This is a genomic window from Rothia sp. HSID18067 (genome assembly GCF_003989445.1).
Classification (GTDB): Bacteria; Actinomycetota; Actinomycetes; order Actinomycetales; family Micrococcaceae; genus Rothia; species Rothia aeria.
Genome location: NZ_RBMF01000002.1, coordinates 585,534 through 607,085, shown reverse-complemented (window position 1 = coordinate 607,085; position 21,552 = coordinate 585,534). Strand labels below are relative to the sequence as shown.

The window sequence follows — 21,552 nt, the reverse complement described above, 5'->3', positions numbered from 1 at the left end:
ACGCTGAAAAAACACGTGGATTTTGCGGTACCTAATATACTTAAGAGTGTGACCACGAATCATCTGAAACCCGCACGCTTGGGTATCGGTATTGTCAGTGCTGGCAAAGTCGGTGCGGTGCTCGGTGCTGCCCTGCGCTCGGCGGGGCACGCCATTGTCGGTGTGCGTGCCGAGTCTGATGCGTCGGCTGAGCGCGCCGAGAACCTGCTGCCGGGCATACCCGTGCTGCCCACTGAGCAGATTATTGAACGAAGCGAACTTGTGCTTCTGGCTGTTCCTGATGATGCGCTCCAACCTGTTATTGAGGGTATCGCCGCGGGGGGCATGGTCAGCCCCGGGCAGCTGTTTGTGCACACCTCCGGGCGGCACGGTGCCGGAGTGTTTAAGCCACTCACCGAGCAGGGGGCTATTGGCCTTGCCGTGCACCCAGCCATGACGTTCACGGGGCTTTCCCTTGATGTGCAGCGCCTCAACGGGGCCAGTTTCGCGGTGACCGGCCCGGCTCCTTTTATCCCTATCGCCCAAGCGCTCGTCGTTGAGATGGGCGGTGAACCCGTGCATATTGCCGAGGCTGACCGCGCCCTCTACCACGCCGCTTTAGCGCACGCTGCAAACCATCTGGTGACCATTATGGGGCAGTCTCAGCAGGCGCTGGCATCTATCGGTGTTGAAGACCCATCCCACTATCTGGGGCCGCTGGTGCGTGCCGCCCTTGATAATGCGCTCGCGGCGGGTGAAACTGCGCTCACCGGGCCTGTTATTCGGGGCGACTCGGGGACCGTTACCGAACATTTGCGGGCCCTGCGGGAGTACGCTGAACAAGAAAATACGCGAGATATAGCTGACTCTTACGCGGAATTGGTAAAATCGACCGCAAAAAGGGCGCATAATAGAGGTTTGTTAAACGATGAACAACTGGGGCGGGTTGAAAGCACCTTGACTGAGCATACCTCGTTCATGGATACCACCGACCCCGCCCCTCAGACAAGGAGTTCTCGTCATGACTGAGATAACGAAACCCCTGGTAGTGAAGACCATTGCAGAGTTTCGCGCCGCTATTGCTGAGGCGCTGGTTGCTGCGCAAGAGAAGCTGGATGCGCAGGCGCGGTCCGCGGCCGCCGAAAATGGTACTGCGGTTGAGTACACGGATGCGTCGCTGGGCTATGTGCCGACCATGGGTGCCCTCCACCACGGCCACGCTAATCTGATGCGCCGTGCCCGCGAACAGAACGAGGTGGTCGCCATCTCCGTATTCGTGAACCCACTCCAGTTTGGCCCGGACGAAGACTACGAGAAGTACCCGCGAACCCTGGAAGCTGATGTTGAGCTTGCCGCTCATGTAGGCGTCGATATTGTGTTCGCCCCTGAGGTTGAAGAAATGTACCCGGATGGTGAGCCGCTGATCCGTATTTCGAGCGGCGAGCTGGGGTCACGGTTTGAGGGCGCGACCCGCCCCGGCCACTTTGATGGTGTGCTGACTGTGGTTAATAAGTTCTTCAACATTATTGGTTCAGCGACCGGCGGCCACAGAGTGAACGCCTACTTTGGTCAGAAGGATGCGCAGCAGTTCTTGCTGGTTCAGCGTATGGTGCGCGATTTTAACCATGATGTGACCCTGCGGGCGGTCGCTATCGTGCGTGAGGATAATGGTTTGGCATTGTCCTCCCGGAACGAGTTCCTCTCGGATGATGAGCGTGAGGCGGCCTTGGTGATTTCCCGTACCTTGGCGCTGCTGCGTGAGCACTCGCTCAACCGCGGGTTTGAGGGTATTGACCTTGAGGGTGCCCGTGAACGCATTAACGCGACCCCTGGGGTGCGGCTGGATTATTTGGAGCTGGTGGATCCGAATAACTTTAACGCCCCCACCAGCGAGTCTGAGCGGGTGCTGGCCCTAGTTGCCGCATATGTTGGCCAGACTCGCCTTATCGATAATATGGATTTACGGTAGTTCAGTTTTTACCGCATCAGCCCACACAGCCCGTGTGGGCGCTTCGCGGTTTAAGCCGCAATATTTTCAGCAGAGATACAACAGGTAGGTAGTCCCCTTGAGTAACGAGCAGAACGCCGCACCGGCGATCGCAGATATGTCAGACCAGATGCAGATTCGCCTTGAGAAGCGCGCTAAGCTGCTCGAATCCGGGCGCCAGGCGTACCCTGTGGGCCTGTTGGATGCTCAGGGCGGGCGTATCGCACCGGACCATATTGCGGATGTGCGCGCCGAGTACGACCCGAAATTAGAAGCTGGCGAGCTCACCGCAGGGGACGAGACCGACCACGTGGTGAACGTTGCGGGCCGTGTGGTGTTCGTGCGCAATACCGGTAAGCTCTGCTTCGCGTCCCTGCAGGCGGGTACGAATGGTGACCGCATTCAGGCGATGCTCTCGCTCAATGAGGTTGGCGAACAGTCGCTTGCCGACTGGAAATCCCTGGTGGATTTGGGCGATCACGTGTATGTGACCGGTCGTGTGGTGGTCTCTCGCCGCGGCGAACTGTCGATTATGGTGCGTGAGTGGAGGATGGCCGCGAAGTCGATTCGCCCCATGCCCGTGCTGCACAAGGATTTGAACGAGGAAACTCGGGTGCGCCGCCGCTACCTGGACCTGATGGTTCGTCCCGAGGCACGTGAGCTGGTGAAGAAGCGCGCCCTGATTACCCGCACCGTGCGCCGCGTGCTGGAAGATCACGGCTATATTGAGCTGGAAACCCCGGTGCTGCAGCTGGTGCACGGCGGCGCGACGGCTCGCCCGTTCCGCACCCACCTGAATGCCTTCGACCAGCCTATGACGATGCGCATCGCCACCGAGCTGCCGCTCAAGCGTGCCGTGGTGGGCGGTATTGAGCGTGTCTACGAAATTGGTCGCGTATTCCGCAACGAGGGCGTGGATTCAACGCACAGCCCCGAATTTACAACCCTGGAATGCTACGAAGCCTACGCCGATCAGTACGTGATGGCCGAGCGTATGCAGGAGATTATCGTTGCGTGCGCACAGGAGCTTGGGGTTACCGCGATTGAGACTGAGGACGGTACGATCGACCTGGGCGGCGAGTGGGCGTGGCTGAGTGTCTACCCCGGACTGTCTGAGGCCGTGGGTGTTGAGATCACCCCGGATACTCCTGCTGAGACGCTGCGCGAGATCGCCGCCAAGCATGATGTTGAGGTGAATCCCGCCTGGGATGCTGAGAAACTTGTGATTGAGCTTTTCGGCGAAATCGTGGAGCCGACCCTGCTGAACCCGACCTTCGTGTATAACTACCCGCCCAGCGCCCAGCCTTTGGCGCGGCCAAACCGCGATGGTTCCCGCACGATTGAGGCGTGGGATCTGATTATTGGCGGTATGGAGCGCGGTACCGCGTTCTCTGAGCTGATCGACCCGGTGATTCAGCGCGAGCGTTTGACCGAGCAGTCCCATAAGGCCGCTGCGGGCGATGACGAGGCGATGGAACTTGATGAGGACTTCTTACGCGCCCTAGAGCACGGTGCACCGCCGATGGGCGGTCTCGGGCTGGGTGTTGACCGTCTGATTATGCTTTTGGCGGGTGAACAGGACCCTGAACGCCCTGGAACCGTGGTGCGTCAGCCGGGTATTCGTGAAACTATTCTGTTCCCGCTCATGAAGCCCGAAGCTTAAATTATAACTTTAGGTTTAATATTTAATTGAGCTCACATTCAGGGCGGCATTAATCCTGGAATGAGCGTTCTTAAACCGCCCGCACGAAATTTTGAAGACGTGCGGGCGGCTTTTTCTTGTGTGTGCGGGTATTCTGGACTCTAGAAAGCCAGATGAAGGGAGAGGAAATATGGATATTTTGATTGCGTTGGTTCCCCCGATTTTCGCCGGGATTGCCCTGTATTTTATATTGCGGTGGATTAATCGTGCGGACCGTTCGGAGCGTGCAGCGCAGCGTGAGGCTGAAAAAGATGCCCAGCTTTGGTATGAACGGGTAAAAAGTTCACGGGGGTCTGTTAACCCATTTACTGATGATAAACCGTAGTTGTATAAAATATTTCCCGCGAAAGTATTAAAACATATTTCGGAACCTTTATCTTTAGCGTTAAAGTCTGTTACTATGTATGTGCGATAGAAAATGTTTCATATAGAATTCTTTATATTTGAGTTTTCTCTAGCGCGTTCACATAACTACTAAGGAGATAACTACATGGCACAGAAAGTGCGCATCATTCTTGAAGACGATCTCGACGGCGGCCCCGCAGACGAGACCGTACGATTTGGCCTTGATGGTGGCCAGTATGAGATTGATTTGTCGAATGCTAATGCCGCTCGCTTGCGTGATGCTATCCGCCCGTTCGCGTCGAAGGCTCGCCGCGTACAGAGTACTTCGGGGTCCGGCCGTGCAGGTCGTGGCTCGCGTGGCGCAGCAACTGCTGTGAAGCGCAACCCCGAGACCGCTGCTATCCGTAAGTGGGCTAAGGAAAACGGTCATGAGGTTTCCGATCGCGGCCGCATTCACCAGGAGATTCAGGATGCGTACTACGCAGCACTGAAAAAGGAACAGGCATAAGCTACGTTTCTTAAATAAAAGACGGGAAGGCTTTTGAGCCTTCCCGTCTTTTATTTATGTCATTTTTCTGTCAAAGTGAATCTTGCCAGGTTGATTTGTGTATTGTGGCGGGCGGAGCGATAGGGTGAGGCTCTAAAGTGTGGTGGTGAACCTCCGTAAATTTGGTGTGACGAGGTGGTCTCCAGGGTGCATATAATGGTCTGTCCACATCAACTGTGGAATGTACGGCACATGTTAGTTGTGTAGGTTAATCTCACGATCATAATCGGTTGTTGTGGAGATGTCGAGAAAATATCCGCGATACTCCATCTCTATTTGGTATATTTCATGCATATTTTGATAGTTGCATTTTTGGAAAATTGTTTGAAGTGTTTTATTTCCTGCCCTTTGAAATGGATAGTACAGGGCGGGCTATTGGGTGGCGTAAGGAATAATTTCGGTGTGCCGAAAACATGCATATGGTTACCACTTAGAGAGAATTCATTCTATATTTTCCTGGTAAATAGTTGTAGTTTCTATAAAATAAATCAAGTCCTTGAGGTTTATTGCCGGGATTAAACGAAAGTTAAACTTTATTTAAGTCTCGTATATACATAAGGGTTACCGAAAGGTAAGCATTAGGTTCTCATAATCCCTCAGAATCCTCGTGCTGCCGAGCTCGCTGCGGCAGGTGATGCGCGCGTGACCCCGGCTGCGGGCCGGTGCGACCTTCGTCTCGCTAGTTCTTTCGATGGCGAACAGTCCCCACGTGAGGGATAATACCGCGTAGTCTTGTATCAAGTAGAAAATCCTAGGAGTACGCAATGTTTGAACGCTTTACCGACCGAGCTCGGCGCGTAGTGGTGCTTGCCCAAGAGGAAGCACGTATGCTCAACCACAATTACATCGGTACTGAGCACCTACTGCTCGGCCTAGTTCACGAGGGGGAGGGCATTGCGTCCCGAGCCTTGGAGTCGCTGGGTATTACGCTCAACAGCGTACGTGAACAGGTGCAAGACATTATTGGCCCGGGGGCAAACGCGCCCAGCGGGCATATTCCCTTTACCCCGCGCGCGAAGAAAGTGCTGGAGCTTTCGATGCGTGAGGCTATTCAACTTAACCATGGTTACATCGGCACCGAACATATCCTGCTGGGTATGGTGCGTGCGAATGAGGGCGTGGCAAACCAGGTGCTGGCTAAACTTGGTGTGGAACCGGCCGCCGTGCGCCAAGCCGTAATGGACCTTATCTCTGGGTACCCCGGTAATGGCGACTCGAAAGAAACAGCCGGTGTTGGCGCGGGCAACTCCCGCGAGGGCACCCCGGCGGGCTCGACGATTCTCGACCAGTTCGGGCGTAACCTCACCGCCGCCGCACGCGAGGGTCAGCTTGACCCAGTGATTGGCCGTCACCACGAGATGGAGCGTGTGATGCAGGTGCTCTCACGCCGCACTAAGAACAACCCCGTGCTTATTGGTGAACCCGGTGTTGGTAAAACCGCTGTTGTTGAGGGCTTAGCGCAGGCCATCGTACACGGCGATGTTCCCGAAACTCTTAAAGATAAGCACCTGTACACCCTGGATTTAGGTTCCCTGGTCGCGGGCTCCCGGTACCGCGGTGACTTTGAGGAACGCCTTAAGAAAGTACTCAAGGAGATTCGCACCCGCGGCGACATTATCCTGTTTATCGACGAGATTCACACCCTTGTCGGTGCCGGTGCCGCAGAGGGCGCTATCGATGCGGCCTCCATTCTGAAGCCGATGCTGGCTCGCGGTGAGCTGCAGACCATCGGTGCCACCACATTGGATGAGTACCGCAAGCACATTGAGAAGGACGCCGCCTTGGAGCGCCGTTTCCAGCCGATTCAGGTGGATGAACCTTCACAGGAGCTCGCTGTGCAGATTCTTAAGGGTGTGCGCGATAAGTACGAGGCTCACCACCGCGTGACTATCTCGGATGAAGCAATTGAAACTGCCGTAAACTTGGCGGCGCGCTATATCTCTGATCGTTTCCTGCCCGATAAGGCTGTTGACCTGATTGACGAGGCGGGCGCACGCCTGCGTATTAAGCGGATGACCGCCCCGCCCGAGATTAAGGTGCTGGAAGAGAAAGCAGGTAAGCTCAAGCGCGCGAAAGAAGACGCTATTCGGGAGCAGGACTACGAGAAAGCTGCCGGTCTGCGAGACGAGGAACAGAAGGTTCTTCAGGAGAAAGACCAGAAAGAGAAGGCATGGCGTGAAAACGGTGACGCCTTCGGTGAGGTGACCCCCGAGGTTATTTCAGAGGTTCTGGCGTCTTCAACCGGCGTTCCGGTGTACAAGATTACCGAAGAAGAGTCCTCGCGTCTGCTCAAGATGGAGGACGAGCTGCACAAGCGCGTGATCGGGCAGGAGCACGCTATTAAGGCGTTGGCCCGCTCGATCCGCCGTACCCGTGCCGGGTTGAAGGATCCGAACCGTCCGGGTGGCTCGTTCATTTTTGCTGGTCCGACCGGTGTTGGTAAGACTGAGCTTGCGAAGGCTTTGGCAGAGTTCCTCTTCGGCGATCAGGATGCACTGATTACTCTGGATATGTCGGAGTACCAGGAGAAGCACACCGTTTCACGCCTGTTCGGTGCCCCTCCCGGGTACGTGGGCTATGAAGAAGGCGGTCAGCTGACCGAGAAGGTACGCCGTAAGCCGTTCTCGGTGGTGCTGTTCGACGAGGTTGAGAAGGCGCACGCCGACCTGTTCAACTCGCTGCTGCAGATTCTTGAAGATGGCCGCCTGACCGATTCGCAGGGCCGTGTGGTGGACTTTAAGAACACCGTGATCATTATGACCACGAACCTTGGTTCACGCGATGTGAACCGCCGCGTTCCTGTGGGCTTCCAGGCAATGGATGATAACGCCGCTGACTACGAGCGCATGCAGGCCCGCGTCATGGAGAACCTCAAGGAGCACTTCCGCCCCGAGTTCCTGAACCGTGTGGACGATATTATTGTGTTCCCGCAGCTCTCCGAGACCGAGATTCTGCAGATTGTGGACCTGTTTGTTGGTCGTTTGGCAAAGCGTCTGGCGGATCAGGATATGTCGATCGAGCTGACGAATGCGGCGAAGGTTCTCATGGCTTCGAAGGGCTATGACCCGGCGATGGGCGCCCGTCCGCTGCGCCGCGAGATGCAGCGCAATATTGAGGACGCCCTGTCGGAGAAGATCCTCTTCGGCGAAATTAAGCCCGGTGAAAAGATTACCGTGGACGCTGAGGGTGAAGGGGATGACGCGAAGTTCACCTTCTCCTCCCAGCCGATGAAGGAATTATCCAGCGAGTACCTGAAGGATCTGGATTCGCAGTCGGTCGCTGAGGAAGAAGCGGTTGAAGAAGCTGAGCAGATCACCAATAACGCTGCCGAGTAGCTTCAGTCTCGGTTAGTGATCAGGCTCAAATGAGCGCAGAGCACCCCCAGTCTCCCGTATGGGAGGAGCTGGGGGAGTTTCTTTATGCCTGTGCCCTGCATGTTTGTCTGGAAGGGGTGCGCTGGTGTCGGGCGGGATACGGCGGAGGGATAGTATGCTTAGTACATGCCCGCATCATCGAAAAAAACTCAGTCTTCATTGTCTCGTTCGCGACCGGAACGGGGGCAGGACGCCTACCGTGCCGAGGTTCAGGCGCGGCTGGGGTTTTCCATTAAACGCGCCGAGCAGGCGATGATGGTGGCAAAATCTAAAGCTTTGCGGGAGTACGATCTGAGCGTCGCACAGTATGCCGCCATGCTTTCGCTCTACTATGCTCCCGGGCAGTCAGCGGCGCAGCTGGCACGCGCTGCGGCGGTGACCCCGCAGACGATGGCTACTGTTCTTGCGCGTCTGGAGGCAAAAAAACTGATTACCCGCGTGCCTTCAGAAATCCATAGTCGCGTGAATGTGGTGACCCTAACCCCGGCGGGGGAGGAGCTGGGGCTGAAGGCTGATGAGAAGGCGCGTGCCGTTGAGGACCTTATGAGCAGTGAATTCACCCCGCAGGAGCAGGAACAATTACGCGATTTGCTGGGCCGACTCGTTGAGGTGCTTGAGGGGTAGGTTCTGCCCCGTTGACGTGCGGGTGTTTATAGGCGCCCGCAAATAATCCGCTGCCTGAGGCCCAGGAACAACACTACCCTTAATAGCAGATGTCTGTTATAGTTCAGTGTGCGACTATAATTAAGGAGTATGATGATGAAGGCTGTCCAGATTACCAGCTACGACGGGCCCCTTGGCACCTTAGAATACGGTGAAACGTCCGACCCAACCCCGGCTGCCGGACAGATCGCTATTAACGTTCACTATGCAGGTGCTAGCTACGTGGAAGCACTGTTTGCAGGCGGATTCGTACCGACTATCCCTGTGCCCTGGGTGCCGGGGCTTGAGGCATCCGGCACGGTTCGAGCCCATGGCGAAGGGGTCACGGAGCACGACGGCCTTGAGATTGGCACTCCTGTTGCCGCCTTTACGGTCACTGACAGCGGAGGGTACGGGCAGATCGCGGTCACTAACGCTCACCTGGTCGCCCCAATACCAGAGGGGCTAGATGTTGCCACCGCAGCCGCTGTACCCGCAAACACTACGGCTGCGCTTATAGCCCTGGAACGGCTGGCTCAAGTACAGTCGGGGCAGAGCGTGCTGGTTCAGGCCGCCGCAGGTGGCCTTGGGTCTCAGCTTGGGCAGGTGGCGCGGTATCTGGGCGCCTCCCGCGTGGTGGGCGTTGTTGGTTCTGAACAGAAGCGGCACGCGGCATTAGAACTGGGGTATGACGAAGTAATCTTACGCGATGATCTAGCAGAGCAAGAGCCCGACCAATTCGATATTATTGTCGACCCGGTGGGCGGCCCAACACGCGCTCGGTGCGTGGACCTGCTCCGTGTAGGTGGTCGCCTGCTTGTAGTGGGCGACGCTGCTCAGGCGGGGGATCAGCTCATAAGCAGCAATGACCTGTGGCTTGGCGGTAAAAGCGTCATGGGATTCAATCTAGGGGCTTTAACGGCAGCACAGCCTGAGCTTGTGGGAACATACCTCCGGCGTGCGCTGCAGCTGGTCGCCGATGGGGAAGTGAAGGTGCAGGTGACGGAGGTCGTGCCTATTACCCAGGCCCCCAGCGTCCTGGCGAGGCTGCGGGCCGGAAGCACCGTCGGTAAAACCGTCCTTAAACACGAAGCGCTATAGTGACGCGCTAATAGTGATACCCTCCCTCCCGGCCTTAAATCAGCTGGGAGGGAGGGAAAGCCGGGTGATAGATGGGGCTTATTCAGTGGCTAGCCAGTCATTGAGTGTGGTGGGGTCGGTACGGTCTGCTGGGTCAGGGATTAACCCGCCCTTAGCGATAGCCGAACCAAAGTATGGCAGCTGCCACACCAGCTTGGGGTGTTTGCCGCCGATTTCACCGCGCGCCGCGAGGATACGCTTCACAAACTCGGCTGCCGTCCCTTCTTCGACACCGCGAATCGAAATAACGCCTGAATCGGGGATATTCATCTGCCCCTCAGCAATATCGCAGGCTAACTGAGCCACCGGCGCAGCCGGTAATGGCGACATCTTCATAGTGGGCAGCACCGATACGGGCCCAAAAGTGACCTGCTTTACGAGGGTGGGCAGAACCTCAAACCACTGCGCGGAGTGAATAATCACAGTTTCCACCGGTGAGGCCTTATAAGTGTTTTCCTGCACGGCCTTGCCGCTGTAGTAGCCGTATCCGCGGCATACTGCCGCATCCTGCACACCGGCAATCGAAATGCACACAATGCGCTTCACCTGGTTCTCTGCCGCTGCCTGCGCAATATTGCTGGCGGTGAGCTTAAAGAGTTCCTCGGCCTTGCGGCGATTCATGACCGTGTGGTTCAAGGCATCAATCACCACATCCACCCCAGCGAGTGCAGGGGTGAGGCTCTCAATCACTGAGGCATCTACCCCGGTGGAGCGGCTCAATGGCACCACCTGGTGCCCTCGCTTCTCAAGTTCGGTGCAAATTTTCGTGCCAATGGTTCCGGTTGCCCCTGCAACTGCTATTTTCATGAGTATCCCTCTTGAGTGAATAGTTGGTATTTCAAATACGTATTTTCTATTCTTTCAAAAGTTGGAAGCGGAAACAATAGGTTTCTGAATAAAGTATTTAAAAAATTTATATACTAAATTGTTATAAAAGCATAAAATATGTCTAAATAATTACGCGTTATAGTGAAACTAAATCATCTTTTTCACTCGCCAGACCGTCAGCAAGCAGCCCCTCATAGCAGCGTTGGATCTGCTCTTGAGAAGAGCCTAGCGTACGCAGCGACTTCACCACTGCCAACAAGTTTTTGGGTGCCACAATATCGGGGGAGAAGTTGGTAATAAGTTCCTTAGGGATGGGGTGGTGGGCCTCTCGAAGAACCGCCATCATTGCCCCGCGTAACTGCCGGTCTGTGCCATGCCAGCTTTGACCCCGAGGGGTGTACTCAGCTTCTGGTTTACCAGCGGCAACCCAGGCACATAAATGCCTAATTGGGCATATATTGCAGGTTGGAGATTTTGCGGTGCACACCAGCGCCCCAAGCTCCATTGTGGCGGCATTCCATAGGCAGCTAGCCTGCTCATCGGTGGGCATTAGCGCCTCGGCGAGGCGAGTTTCAGCCGCATTAAGCGACTTGTGTGGCAACCCTTTGCCGCTGATGGCACGCGCGTGTACCCTGCGAATATTTGTATCTATTACAGTTGCGCGCCGCCCAAATGCGAAGGAAGTAATCGCTGCTGCAGTGTAAGAGCCAACCCCTGGTAAGGCCAGCAGCTGCTCATAAGTACCGGGAACATCACCATGATGCTCTAACACAATAGCCTGCGCCGCCGCATGAAGGCGCTGCGCCCGACGTGGATACCCCAACCTGCCCCAAGCACGTACCGCCTCAGCGGACTCTTCAGCCGCTAAGTCTTTGGGGGTCGGCCAGCGGCGCATCCATTCTTCCCACACTGGAAGAACACGTTTAACCGGGGTCTGCTGAAGCATAAACTCACTCACCATCACACCCCACGCGGAACAATCTGCGCGGCGCCACGGCAGATCGCGAGCATTGGCAATAAACCAGTCACCCACCAGCTGGTGCAGCTGCTCTATCTGCGCAAAAGATACATGGGGTGCTGTAGAAACTGCCCTTGGGTTGGGAATGCGTGGTGAAGAGGTCATTGATATAGAGTAAAACACCCGCAATATATTCCAAAAATAATATATATGCATAATTCTCGTTAAGGAATAAAACGCTGTATTCTTATATGTATGTCAGAAGATATGGATTTGCCCCCTGAAGTATATCGCCGTCGACGCATTATTGCGGCAGTTGCGGCAATTATTATTTTGATACTTCTTATAGTAGGTATTACTTGGGCTGTTAATACCATTCAAAACCGTAATACGAGTGAAGCAGTCCCCAGTGCTACAGCAACAGCAGAGGCATTCCAAAACTTCACCGCCCGAGCCGACGTGACCGCCTCACCCACCGGCTCGGCAAGCGCCAACCCCTCACAAGCAGCCGACCCCAGTAAAAGCCCCGGCCCGAGCGCATCCACCACCTCGGCTGCTGTAGCTGCCTGCTCCGCACAGAACCTTAAAGTGACCGTGGCCCCCTCCAAAAAGCAGTATGCTGCGGGGGAAGCGCCTTCCTTTACCGTCACCTACACCAACACCTCTAAAACCCCCTGCGCCATCGGCGGAGATAAAGCAGAAAACGGCATAGAGCTGAACATTACCTCTGGTGCGGTACAAACCTACTCAAAGAACAAGTGCGCCCCTGCGCCGTTGAAAAAAGCTGAGCTTGAGCCGGGGAAAGAAGCCACCGGTGAGATAGCCTGGGACCGCAAATCCAATGCGTCAGGGTGCGAAAAAACGAAAGACGCCGAGAAAGGCACTTATTCGGTGGTTGCAAGCGTGAACGGTGTTGCCTCACAGGCGGTAAACTTTACCCTCGCCTGATAGTAACTATTGCGGCATCCGCGGTGCTGCCCTGAGGGAGGGGGCTTCTAAACGCACTCCCTCCCGGCCAGGGTGAGGCCGGTAGTTTCCCGTACGTAAAGCCGCCTTCAGAAACGCTCTGCACGGGCTAGTGTGCGGTTTACAGGTACTTTTCGAGGGTGCTCTCAGCCATGCGGGAGAGCGACTCACGCAGGGTGCGGGCGCGGTTGCCGCCGACCCCCTCCACGGCCCGCAAATCCTCAAGGGTGGCCGCCATAAGCGCCTGCAAAGTACCGAAACGTTCCACCAAGCGCGAAGAGATAATATGCGGGATGCTTTGAATACCATCCAGCAGGCGGTATCCGCGCGGCTGAAGCGGAGTGTCTAAATCATGCCCCTCAAAGCCGACCACCTGCGCAATAACCTTCAAATCGACAATGTTCATATCGTCCAGGTTCTCCAGAGCCTCAACAGCATCCCCAATATTCCTCGGGTTGGGGTTCGGCAGGTAGTCGAAGAGAATAATCTCGCTGCCGGGCATGTCGGGGCTGCGCAGTTCCTCAAGCTGAAGCGCCACCAGGCGGCCATGCACACCCAGCTCAAGCACATAGTGGCTAACCTCGGAAATAATACGACGCACCATCTCCATGCGCTGAAGGGTGGCGGCCACATCCCCCAGGGTCACGTGCGACTCAATTTCTAGAGTCGAGAGCGTCCCCAGCACTTTACGCAGACGTTTCTTGTAGCTTTCAAGAGTCTGGATGGCCTGGTTGGCGCGGCTCATGAGGTACTGGGTGTCCTGCACCGTGTAGCGGGTACCATCCACATACACCGAAATCACAGACATAGAGGCACTGACCGAAATCACCGGAAAACCAGTCTGGATAGCGATACGCTCGGCGGTGCGGTGGCGGGTACCGGATTCATTCGTCTCAATGAACGGATCAGGCATGAGCTGCACAGCGGCTTTGAGGAGCCGGGTGGCATCCCTATCGCAGATAATAGCGCCATCCATTTTGGCAAGTTCGCGCAAACGGGTGGCCGAGAATTCCGTACCAATATCGAACCCGCCGGAAGAGAGCGCGGCAACGGTGCGGTCTGAACCGAGCACAATGAGTGCGCCGGTACGTCCGCGCAGGATGCGCTCCAGCCCCTCCCGCAGTTCGGTGCCGGGGGCGATGCGAGCGATCGTTTTGAGAAGGAGTTCGCTATAGTCTGTTTGCACGTGCTCCATTGTAGCCTGTTTATAGTGTTATTTCGCCTTTGAGGGTTGAGCGCAGGGGGCGCGTAGTTACACGGAAAAATGCATAAATAAAGAGTGTTCGTTCTGTTTTAAGCGGCGGTTTGCCGCCAGCGCACGCCCTGACCGGGGTGCATCATCGGTATGGTGCCTTATGGGCAGCTGCAGGTCTTAAACCGTCAGGGTCGCCCGTACAATAAAAACCATGGCTGCACGCACAAAAACCACTAAAGGAACCCCCGCCTACCGCTGTACCGAATGCGGCTGGACCACCGCCAAATGGGTGGGCCGATGCGGGGAATGCCAAACCTGGGGGTCTGTTGAGGAAGCCGCCGGGGGCACCGTGGCGCGCACCCGTACCGCATCCAGCGTGCAGAAACCGGCGCAGGCGATCGGCGAAGTAGACTCGACAGTCGCCGCCTATATGAGCACCGGCAATCCCGAATTCGACCGGGTGCTCGGCGGGGGACTGGTGCCCGGTGCTGTGATTCTGATGGCGGGCGAACCCGGCGTGGGCAAATCTACCCTGCTGCTGGATGTTGCCGCCACCTTCGCGCGCGGATACACCCCGCGAACCCCCGCCGCTGAGCGTGCCCGTGCGAAAACCCGTGACGTGCTGTATGTGACCGGTGAGGAATCCGCCGCGCAGGTTAAGCTGCGTGCGGACCGCATCCACGCCGTTGCCGACACCCTGTACTTAACGAGCGAAACCGACCTGGGAACCGCGCTGGCGCATATTGAGCAGGTAGACCCGGCGATGCTGGTGATCGACTCGGTGCAGACCCTTGCCTCCGCAGACGTCGAGGGCAGCGCCGGGGGTGTGACGCAGGTGCGCGAGGTTGCCGCATCGCTGATTGCCGCCGCGAAAGCACGCAATATGTGCACCCTGCTGGTGGGGCATGTGACCAAAGAAGGCACGATCGCCGGTCCGCGACTGCTGGAACACCTGGTCGATGTGGTGTGTCAGTTCGAGGGCGATAAACACTCCAATATTCGTATGCTGCGCGCTATCAAAAACCGGTACGGACCCACCGACGAGGTCGGCTGCTTCGATATGCACGAGGACGGGATCGCGCCCGTGCTCGACCCGTCCGGCATGTTCGTTTCGCGCACGCCGCATCCGGTGGCGGGAACCTGCGTGACCGTGACAATGGAGGGGCGCCGCCCGCTCCTTGCCGAAGTCCAGGCCCTCTTGGATCAAGCGGTGGCACCCGCGCCCAGGCGCACGGTGGCGGGGCTGGACTCGGCGCGCATCCAGATGCTTTTGGCGGTTTTGCAGCGCCGTGCCGGGCTGAACGTGGGCAAACTCGACTGCTATGTTTCCACGGTGGGAGGCGCCAAAATCTCTGAGCCCGCCGCCGATCTGGCGTGCGTGATGGCGCTGGCATCGGCCGCGCAGAATAAGCCTCTGCCGCGTAAACTCGCGGTGTTTGGCGAGGTCGGCCTGGCCGGGGAGGTGCGTGCCGTGCCGGGTATTCGTCAGCGTATTGCCGAGGTCGGCAGGCTGGGGTTCACGCATGTGCTGGTGCCCGCATCCCCAACGGGCGTGGGGCAGGTGCCCGATGGGGTGACCGTGCGCGAGGTTGCCACCTTGGGCGAGGCGCTGAACTTGCTCTTCCCGCAGGATAAATAACTGCCGCACATCGTGATGCGAACCGTGAGCAGAGTATTTTCGGCGAGCAGATAACGGATTGCTATCTGCTTGCGCAGGCTAGGAGGTTAGCTCTGCACTTTCTCTTCCGCATGCTCATGTTTGGGGAAGAAGAAGGCAGCGAAAGTGCCCAGTACCAGTGCTGCCGCACCGGTCAAAATGGCTGGAGAAGCCGCATCCGTAAACCCTGTGGGCGTAAGGGTGCCGTCAAGGGCCGTAAAAATTGCGGTGAGAGTGGCGACCCCCAGCGCGATTCCTACCTGCCGTATGGTCATATTAGTCCCCGAGGCGGTTGCCCTGTCTTCAGGCGCCATACCTTGCAGGGTTGCGGTGGCGATAGGGGCAAAAACCATGCCCATACCCACCCCGGCGGCCATATAGAGAGGTACAGAGTAGATATATTCAACACCGGGATCAAGGATTGCACCGATCCAGAGCAGCCCAATACTCATGAGTGCCATGCCAACCACAATCACTGGGCGGGTACCGACCCTGGATGTCAGCAGTCCTGCAAGCGGTGAAACAATCAGGGGTGCGAGAGTCCATGGCATGGTCATCAGCCCGGCTTCGAGCGGGCTTGCCCCTTGGACCACCTGCAAGAACTGAAGCAAGATAAAAGTAACCCCAAAGGTGCCGAAGAAAAAGAGGAACCCTACAATATTCGCCATACTAAAACTGCGGTTACTAAAAAGACGCAGTGGAAGCAGAGGCGTGGCGGCGCGTGATTCCCACCAGATGAAAAAGACTAGGACGAATACTCCACCAATCAGAGCGGTGAGGACTTCCAGGCTAGTCCATCCGGCATCATTGCCGCGCACGATGCCGTAAGTTATGCCGAACAGTCCTATCCCCACGAGGGCCAGCCCAGGGAAATCGAGTGGCTCGGGGCGGCCTCGGGACTCTGGGATTGTGGTCCATACCAGGGGAATGCAGAGCAGCCCGAACGGTACGTTAATCCAGAAAATTGCGTGCCAGGTCATGCCCTCAACCACAGCACCACCGATAAGGGGACCGAGCGCTACACCAAGTCCAGCGACTCCTCCCCAAATTCCAATAGCAGTGGCACGCATCCGCTCGGGTACGGATGTACTCAGCAATACAAGGGAAAGTGGCATAACGGCAGAGCCGCCGATTCCTTGAAGAGTACGGGCCGTGATGAGGGTGCCAATATTATCGCTGATACCGCACCACGCAGAGGAAGCAGTAAATACAAAGATCCCCAGTAGGAAGACACGACGGCGTCCAAACCGGTCGGCCAGTGCCGAGGACATGAGAATGCAGGATGCAAAGGTCAGGGTGTAGGCGTTTACCGTCCACGTGAGTTCTTCCAGCGTGGCACCCAGATTTGTTCGAATAACCGGGAGGGCATTGGTGACGACGAGGTTATCGAGGGAAGCCATGAACATGGGAATGGACAGCGAGATGATGATGAGCCAGGCAGGGTGAGTACGGGTTTTTTCTGCCTGTTGAGTCTGTTGCATGGGAAGGTCCGTTTCGTCTAGCTTTAAGTAATCAATTGATTACTTAAAGCTAGGTTATCGGGTGATAACATGTCAATATGGCCGAGAAAAAACCTGCACCTGGGCAACGTCTCCCCGCCGCCGAGCGCCGTGAACAGATGCTAAACGCCGCCAGTATTGTTTTTGGTGAGCGCGGCTACGCCGGAGCTACCACAGATGCCGTTGCCAAAGCAGCTGGAGTGAGCCAGGCGTATATTGTGCGCACCTTCGGCTCTAAAGAAAACCTTTTCGCAGAAACAGCCAGCCGTGCTGTTGATAAAACCATTGAAATATTTCGTACAGCCGCTCAAGATGTGGAAAGCCCCCAGGAACTCATAAGAGAGATGGGGCATGCCTACGTAAAACTTGTAGCTGACCGGGGAATTCTGCTGACCATGATGCATGTCTTCACGATGGGGCATCATGAGCGGTTTGGTCGGCTCGCCCGCGACGAATTTATGCGTATTTACCGAGTACTGCACCACGAGATAGGGATGAGCCCTAAAGAAGCCGAAAAGTTTTTGGCGAAAGGTATGCTCATTAACACGGTTTTGGGGATGCGCTTAACCGATGTTATGGAAGCCGCCCCTGATGTACAAGAACTTTTGGAGTGCATATTCACGCAGGAAGAAGCTCAGACCGTAGCGGATCTGATTTCTGGGTATGAGCCGCTGCCTCCTGCGGCACGGGGACGCACATCATCCTAACGATGCGCGCAGCCGCCGCCTGATTGTCTTCCGGTGAGGCTACTCGGGGTGCTTCTCAAGCTCCTGGTCATGCAAGATGATGTTGATCGTGCGGCTCCGCAAATCTTCCTGCTCATCCTGGTTGCTATTAGCCTGCACAATTGGAATTTCGGAGGTGCGCGGTGCGTGCTCCGTGACGGCTTCACCCAGCTTCACCAGTGCCGCAGATGCCTGCTCGTGCCCCAGGCCGGTGGCTTCAAGCATATCCACCGTCATCAAGCGCAGCATGAGCACCAGCGACTCACCCTCAAATGAGGCCACACCCATCTGCCTCGGCTCCAAGGTGCCGGCAAGATCCACCAGACGTTCACGCGCAACCTGCATATAATGCGCCCGATCCTGCTCGGTACCCGAATACATGCCCAACCCCACGCTCTGCGTGGCAAGCGCCAGCGACTCCAAGGCCGCCGCTAACGACTCCAGGGCGGCTGGGCGCAGCTGCACGTGCGCAATCGTTGAGGCCATACGTCGGTTAAACACGCGGTCGTTACGGATCGCTAAATCAACGGCGTTGAGGGTCTGCGCCAGCCGGTCAAGTTCAGCCCGGCTCTTCTTGCCCACCCATGAGAGCTGAGCCATGCCGCGCGCCGTCACCAGGTCGTTGCGGCACGCATCGTAGAGCGGCTGCAGCTGGCGGGCGTCCCGTAAACTCTGGTACGCCTTCTCGTAGTTATACTCGCGGATCGCGCTTGCAGACAGAAAAAACACGTCAGAAAACGCGTCCATGAGCGCTTCGGCACGCTCCCGGGGGCTATTGCGGGGGTCCTTGGGCATGAGGAACATCATCAGAAACGCCGCCACGCCGCCCACCACGCCATCCAGGCTGCGGGTAAACGGCAGATCGGAGGTTGGCGGCAGCAGAATCACCAGGCACGACTGGGCGCTCATCTGAATCGTAAAAATAATGCCGTTATCAATAAAGCGGGCCAGAAGCACCGACAGGAACAGCGCCACCGCCGCCTGCCACGGCCCGCGACCCAACGCCATCAGCAGCAGTTCGCCCACCAGAATGCCGCACGTGACCCCCAGCGACACCTCCAAAATACGGCGGGAATGGGTGGATCCGCTCACATACCCCAGGGACACAATGGCGGCTGTCGCAGCGAAAATGGGTTCCTGATGCCCCAGCACATAGAACGAGAAAAAGTACGCACCAATCCCCGAAATCGTAATCTGCAGGGACTGAAAAAACCCCGTGCGCACACGGCGGGCACCCTCACTCAAATAGCTGCGGGTGTGCTTTCTCGCTGAGGTATACATGCCGGCCATATGTTTAGTGTACCGGCGTGCGGCCTGCTGTACAGGCCCACAAGGGGGTGGGTGTCTCATTCTGCACCCGCCCTCGGCCGGGCTTAACCTACCGGCGCAGGATACGCTTCAGCAGAGACCCCTGATACTCAGCCAGCTTACGCTCGGCAGCCTCAGCGCGCTCACGCAGCCCGGCTATCTCGCGGTCTTTCCCCTCAATCTCGTGGCGGCGGGCGTCCTCCCACGAGTGCATACGATCTGATAAGGCCCACTCATTTCCGGCCTCTAAAGAGGTGCGCCTCAGCAGCCGCCGCGCCGCACGGTTCACCCCGCGAAGCGGCTCGTTCAGCGCCTCCACTTGGTGCACCTTCGGCAGGTTCTGCGGCTCGCGTGCCTCGTCGTTGCCGCTAATACGCTCCCACACGTACTGGCGCCACTCGGCCAAAGCGCCCAGCACCTCGGCCCGGCGCGGTGCCTGCAGCTCGGTGAAGGTGGCCCCCAGCTCGGGGTCATTCAGCTGCACCGCCGCATCCAGCAGCAGGGAAGGGATGGCGGTGCCGAGCATTTCCAGCGGGGTGATGAACTCACCCACACCGTAATGTTTCATCACACCGGTGAGCCGCATTTCGGTGAACGCATCCGGTACCAATGCCACCACGGGCACCCCCACTGCCAGGCCGAAAACTGCCGGGTGGTAGCGGCTGGTGAGCGTTAGCGCAGCCCCCTGGTGGATGCGCACGGCGGCGTCTGCGTGCGTGATTGGTACTAGGGTCGCGGGGGTGTGCATCTGTTCGGCGATGCGCGCATGCACCTCATAGTCCCCGCGCTCACCCGCAACGGCTGCCTGGGCGGGGTTTCCCATGTGGCTGAGGAACACGGTGCTCAGGCCGTGCTCCTGGTAGGTGTACTCCAGTAGCTCCGCGAGGTTCTGGGCCTGCTCGTCGTCAGCATCATTAATGGTGACGCACACGTACCGCTGGGGCAGCTCAGGCACAGCCACTGACTCGGGGTATTCCAGCGTAAGTTCGGGGGAGTGCGGGGTGTAGTCGGTTGCGTCGTCGGCGCCAGCTAAGGCCTCAATGCCGCGTTCGGTGCACCAGGCGTATGAGCCGCGCTCACGCACCGCCACCGCCACCGCGCTGCGGAGCATACGTTCAAGCACCTCGGCATCGGTGTTCGAAAGTACCGGCCCAAGCGACTGGCCCGAAATAAACAGCGGAATCTTGCGGTATTCGGCGACGAGGGCGATAGCCGCCCGCTCGTACAGCAGCCACCCATACCGCGAGTTGAGGTTGCCGCCGCCGGAGATCACCACAGCATCTACCGCGCAGACCCCCTCAACGAAAGCCCGTATTTTCGTGGCATCCGGGGCGAACTCGGGCAGTGTGGGCATTACGCCGCTGCGCAGGTACTCTTCCAGTAACTCTAGGGTCTGCTCCCGCTGCGCCGGTGCCCACGGAAACAGCAGGTACGGCAGGTACTCGTACTCTTCACCCGCCGCCCCAGCGCCAATGAGCTGACGAGAATGCTCCTCATCGCGGGTTGCCAGGACGATGCGTGCCCCGCGTCCGGCAAAAAATGTGGCGGACGCTACCGTCATTGCTTCGTCGCCCACATGGTAGACCGGCTGGCCAATATCGCCAGCCACCAGAACCTTAGTCATTATGCACTTACCTTATTGTTGGTGTTTTTAACCGCGCTTAAAATATTTGGTGATGCGTTCGGCCCGTTCCCGCCACGATAAGGCCCGCTCGACCCGCAGCAGCCGCTCGTTCTGCTCCCGCTGGGCAGCCTCAATACGTTTCAGCTGTTCGCCCTGTTCCCGCTGGGTTGTCTCGATACGGCCTAATGTTGCCAGCACGTCCCGGAGCAGGTTGTGGTTTTCAAGAATACGCCCGTCTAGTTCGTTCGCCAGGTGCGCCTGGTACAGGTAAGGGCCAGCCGAGGAGCCGGAGGCAATATCCTTACGGATCTCTTCGGCGCGCACCTTCGAATCGTAGTAGCGGTGCTCAGCTTCACGGCTCACACTATTGGCGGCGGCGCCAGTGGCTTCGGGGCGCTGGCACCAGTACGCCAGCGGTTCGTCAATCGTGATGATTTCGCCTTCTGCGGCGGCGCGCATATTAAATTCCCAGTCGCCTACCACGGCCAGATCGTCCCGGTAGCCGCCGAGCCGGGTGTGCAGGTCGCGGCGGTAGATCACGCCAATGGGTACAGCACGGTTGGTGCGGTATAAAAACTGCAGCCCAACAACGGGCAGCCCCTCATGGAAGATACGTTCGTTGAGCACCTGGAACCCGTTGTCGGTTTCGCGTTCGAACCGTTCAACAATGCGCACGGTGCACATATTCGCCCCGGTTGAATCGAGGGCGGCGACGGTGTGTTTAAGAAATTTGGGGGCCCACAAGTCGTCGTCATCGTGCACGGTCACGTAGGTTGATTCGCTTTCACGAACCCCCAGGTTGGAAGCAGCTTCCATGCCGATGCCGTCGGTGTGCAGTAGCGTGGTTTTATCGGCCACCGGGCTTGCGGTAACAATGCGTTCCGCCTCGGCCCTGTCACCGCCGTCGTTGACCACGTACACGGCGTAGCCCTGGTAGGTTTGCTCCGCAATATTGGCTAGGGCGCGGGTCAGAAATTGTGGTCGGTTTTTGGTGCGCACAATAATGGCGACAGTGGGCGTCATTATTCTCCCATTCTCCCGGAAAGTGAGGCCGTAAGGCGCACATGCGCACGGCA

Annotated in this window: 18 protein-coding genes; 11 read left to right on the top strand and 7 right to left on the bottom strand. The window is 57.5% G+C overall.

Going from position 1 to position 21,552, the window contains the following annotated elements:
- Nucleotides 1-48 precede the first annotated feature (48 nt).
- From D8M23_RS07635 to D8M23_RS07600, 8 genes are all read left to right on the top strand, one after another.
- Nucleotides 49-1,008: a Rossmann-like and DUF2520 domain-containing protein gene (locus D8M23_RS07635; protein WP_126854298.1), complete on the top strand. Its 960-nt coding sequence runs from the start codon at nt 49-51 to the stop codon at nt 1,006-1,008.
- The gene (gene panC, locus D8M23_RS07630) at nt 1,001-1,948 is read left to right on the top strand and encodes a pantoate--beta-alanine ligase (protein ID WP_126854297.1); all 948 of its coding nucleotides are present in this window, start codon (nt 1,001-1,003) and stop codon (nt 1,946-1,948) included. Before D8M23_RS07635 ends, panC begins: the two co-directional genes overlap by 8 nt.
- A 97-nt stretch (nt 1,949-2,045) precedes the next feature.
- Nucleotides 2,046-3,629: a lysine--tRNA ligase gene (gene lysS, locus D8M23_RS07625; protein ID WP_037236494.1), complete on the top strand. Its 1,584-nt coding sequence runs from the start codon at nt 2,046-2,048 to the stop codon at nt 3,627-3,629.
- A gap of 169 nt (nt 3,630-3,798) precedes the next feature.
- On the top strand, nt 3,799-3,993 hold the full coding sequence (locus D8M23_RS07620) for a hypothetical protein (protein ID WP_006888603.1): 195 nt from the start codon (nt 3,799-3,801) through the stop codon (nt 3,991-3,993).
- Between the two features lie 165 nt (nt 3,994-4,158).
- Nucleotides 4,159-4,521 carry a histone-like nucleoid-structuring protein Lsr2 gene (locus tag D8M23_RS07615; protein WP_126854296.1) on the top strand — a complete coding sequence of 121 codons (363 nt, stop codon included), beginning with the start codon at nt 4,159-4,161 and terminating at the stop codon, nt 4,519-4,521.
- 803 nt (nt 4,522-5,324) lie between these two features.
- The gene (locus D8M23_RS07610) at nt 5,325-7,895 is read left to right on the top strand and encodes an ATP-dependent Clp protease ATP-binding subunit (RefSeq protein ID WP_126854295.1); all 2,571 of its coding nucleotides are present in this window, start codon (nt 5,325-5,327) and stop codon (nt 7,893-7,895) included.
- A 165-nt stretch (nt 7,896-8,060) separates the two neighbouring features.
- Entirely contained in the window at nt 8,061-8,558 is a 498-nt protein-coding gene (locus D8M23_RS07605) for a MarR family winged helix-turn-helix transcriptional regulator (RefSeq protein WP_126854294.1), read from the top strand.
- A gap of 132 nt (nt 8,559-8,690) precedes the next feature.
- Nucleotides 8,691-9,677: a quinone oxidoreductase family protein gene (locus D8M23_RS07600; RefSeq protein ID WP_202976129.1), complete on the top strand. Its 987-nt coding sequence runs from the start codon at nt 8,691-8,693 to the stop codon at nt 9,675-9,677.
- Between the two features lie 78 nt (nt 9,678-9,755).
- On the opposite strand, the gene D8M23_RS07595 is transcribed toward D8M23_RS07600, so the two are convergent.
- Both D8M23_RS07595 and D8M23_RS07590 read right to left on the bottom strand, forming a co-directional pair.
- Nucleotides 9,756-10,523: an SDR family oxidoreductase gene (locus D8M23_RS07595; RefSeq protein ID WP_126854293.1), complete on the bottom strand. Its 768-nt coding sequence runs from the start codon at nt 10,521-10,523 to the stop codon at nt 9,756-9,758.
- 157 nt (nt 10,524-10,680) lie between these two features.
- Nucleotides 10,681-11,667, bottom strand: coding sequence for an A/G-specific adenine glycosylase (locus D8M23_RS07590; protein WP_238693806.1), 987 nt, complete (start codon nt 11,665-11,667; stop codon nt 10,681-10,683).
- 90 nt (nt 11,668-11,757) lie between these two features.
- On the opposite strand from D8M23_RS07590, the gene D8M23_RS07585 reads away from it, so the two are divergent.
- A complete protein-coding gene (locus tag D8M23_RS07585) occupies nt 11,758-12,450 on the top strand; it encodes a hypothetical protein (protein WP_126854291.1) in 693 nt (230 codons plus the stop codon).
- 139 nt (nt 12,451-12,589) lie between these two features.
- Here D8M23_RS07585 and disA read toward each other — a convergent pair whose 3' ends face one another.
- Nucleotides 12,590-13,663, bottom strand: a complete 1,074-nt coding sequence (gene disA, locus D8M23_RS07580) for a DNA integrity scanning diadenylate cyclase DisA (protein ID WP_126854290.1) — start codon at nt 13,661-13,663, stop codon at nt 12,590-12,592.
- A gap of 211 nt (nt 13,664-13,874) precedes the next feature.
- Here disA and radA point away from each other — a divergent pair, with 211 nt between their 5' ends.
- Complete coding sequence (gene radA / locus D8M23_RS07575; protein WP_126854289.1) at nt 13,875-15,302, top strand: DNA repair protein RadA; 1,428 nt, start codon at nt 13,875-13,877, stop codon at nt 15,300-15,302.
- A gap of 86 nt (nt 15,303-15,388) precedes the next feature.
- Here radA and D8M23_RS07570 read toward each other — a convergent pair whose 3' ends face one another.
- Nucleotides 15,389-16,801, bottom strand: coding sequence for a DHA2 family efflux MFS transporter permease subunit (locus D8M23_RS07570; RefSeq protein WP_126854288.1), 1,413 nt, complete (start codon nt 16,799-16,801; stop codon nt 15,389-15,391).
- A gap of 77 nt (nt 16,802-16,878) precedes the next feature.
- Between D8M23_RS07570 and D8M23_RS07565 the strand changes: the two genes are divergently transcribed.
- Nucleotides 16,879-17,526 carry a TetR/AcrR family transcriptional regulator gene (locus tag D8M23_RS07565; RefSeq protein WP_126854287.1) on the top strand — a complete coding sequence of 216 codons (648 nt, stop codon included), beginning with the start codon at nt 16,879-16,881 and terminating at the stop codon, nt 17,524-17,526.
- Nucleotides 17,527-17,565: 39 nt separating this feature from the next.
- Here D8M23_RS07565 and D8M23_RS07560 read toward each other — a convergent pair whose 3' ends face one another.
- The 3 genes from D8M23_RS07560 to D8M23_RS07550 all read right to left on the bottom strand — a co-directional run bounded on the left by D8M23_RS07560 (nt 17,566) and on the right by D8M23_RS07550 (nt 21,499).
- The gene (locus D8M23_RS07560) at nt 17,566-18,834 is read right to left on the bottom strand and encodes an FUSC family protein (protein ID WP_174234621.1); all 1,269 of its coding nucleotides are present in this window, start codon (nt 18,832-18,834) and stop codon (nt 17,566-17,568) included.
- Nucleotides 18,835-18,922: 88 nt separating this feature from the next.
- Nucleotides 18,923-20,476, bottom strand: a complete 1,554-nt coding sequence (locus tag D8M23_RS07555; RefSeq protein WP_126854286.1) for a polysaccharide pyruvyl transferase family protein — start codon at nt 20,474-20,476, stop codon at nt 18,923-18,925.
- Nucleotides 20,477-20,503: 27 nt separating this feature from the next.
- Nucleotides 20,504-21,499 (bottom strand): glycosyltransferase family 2 protein, encoded by a 996-nt coding sequence (locus D8M23_RS07550; RefSeq protein ID WP_126854285.1) that lies wholly within the window; start codon nt 21,497-21,499, stop codon nt 20,504-20,506.
- Nucleotides 21,500-21,552 lie beyond the last annotated feature (53 nt).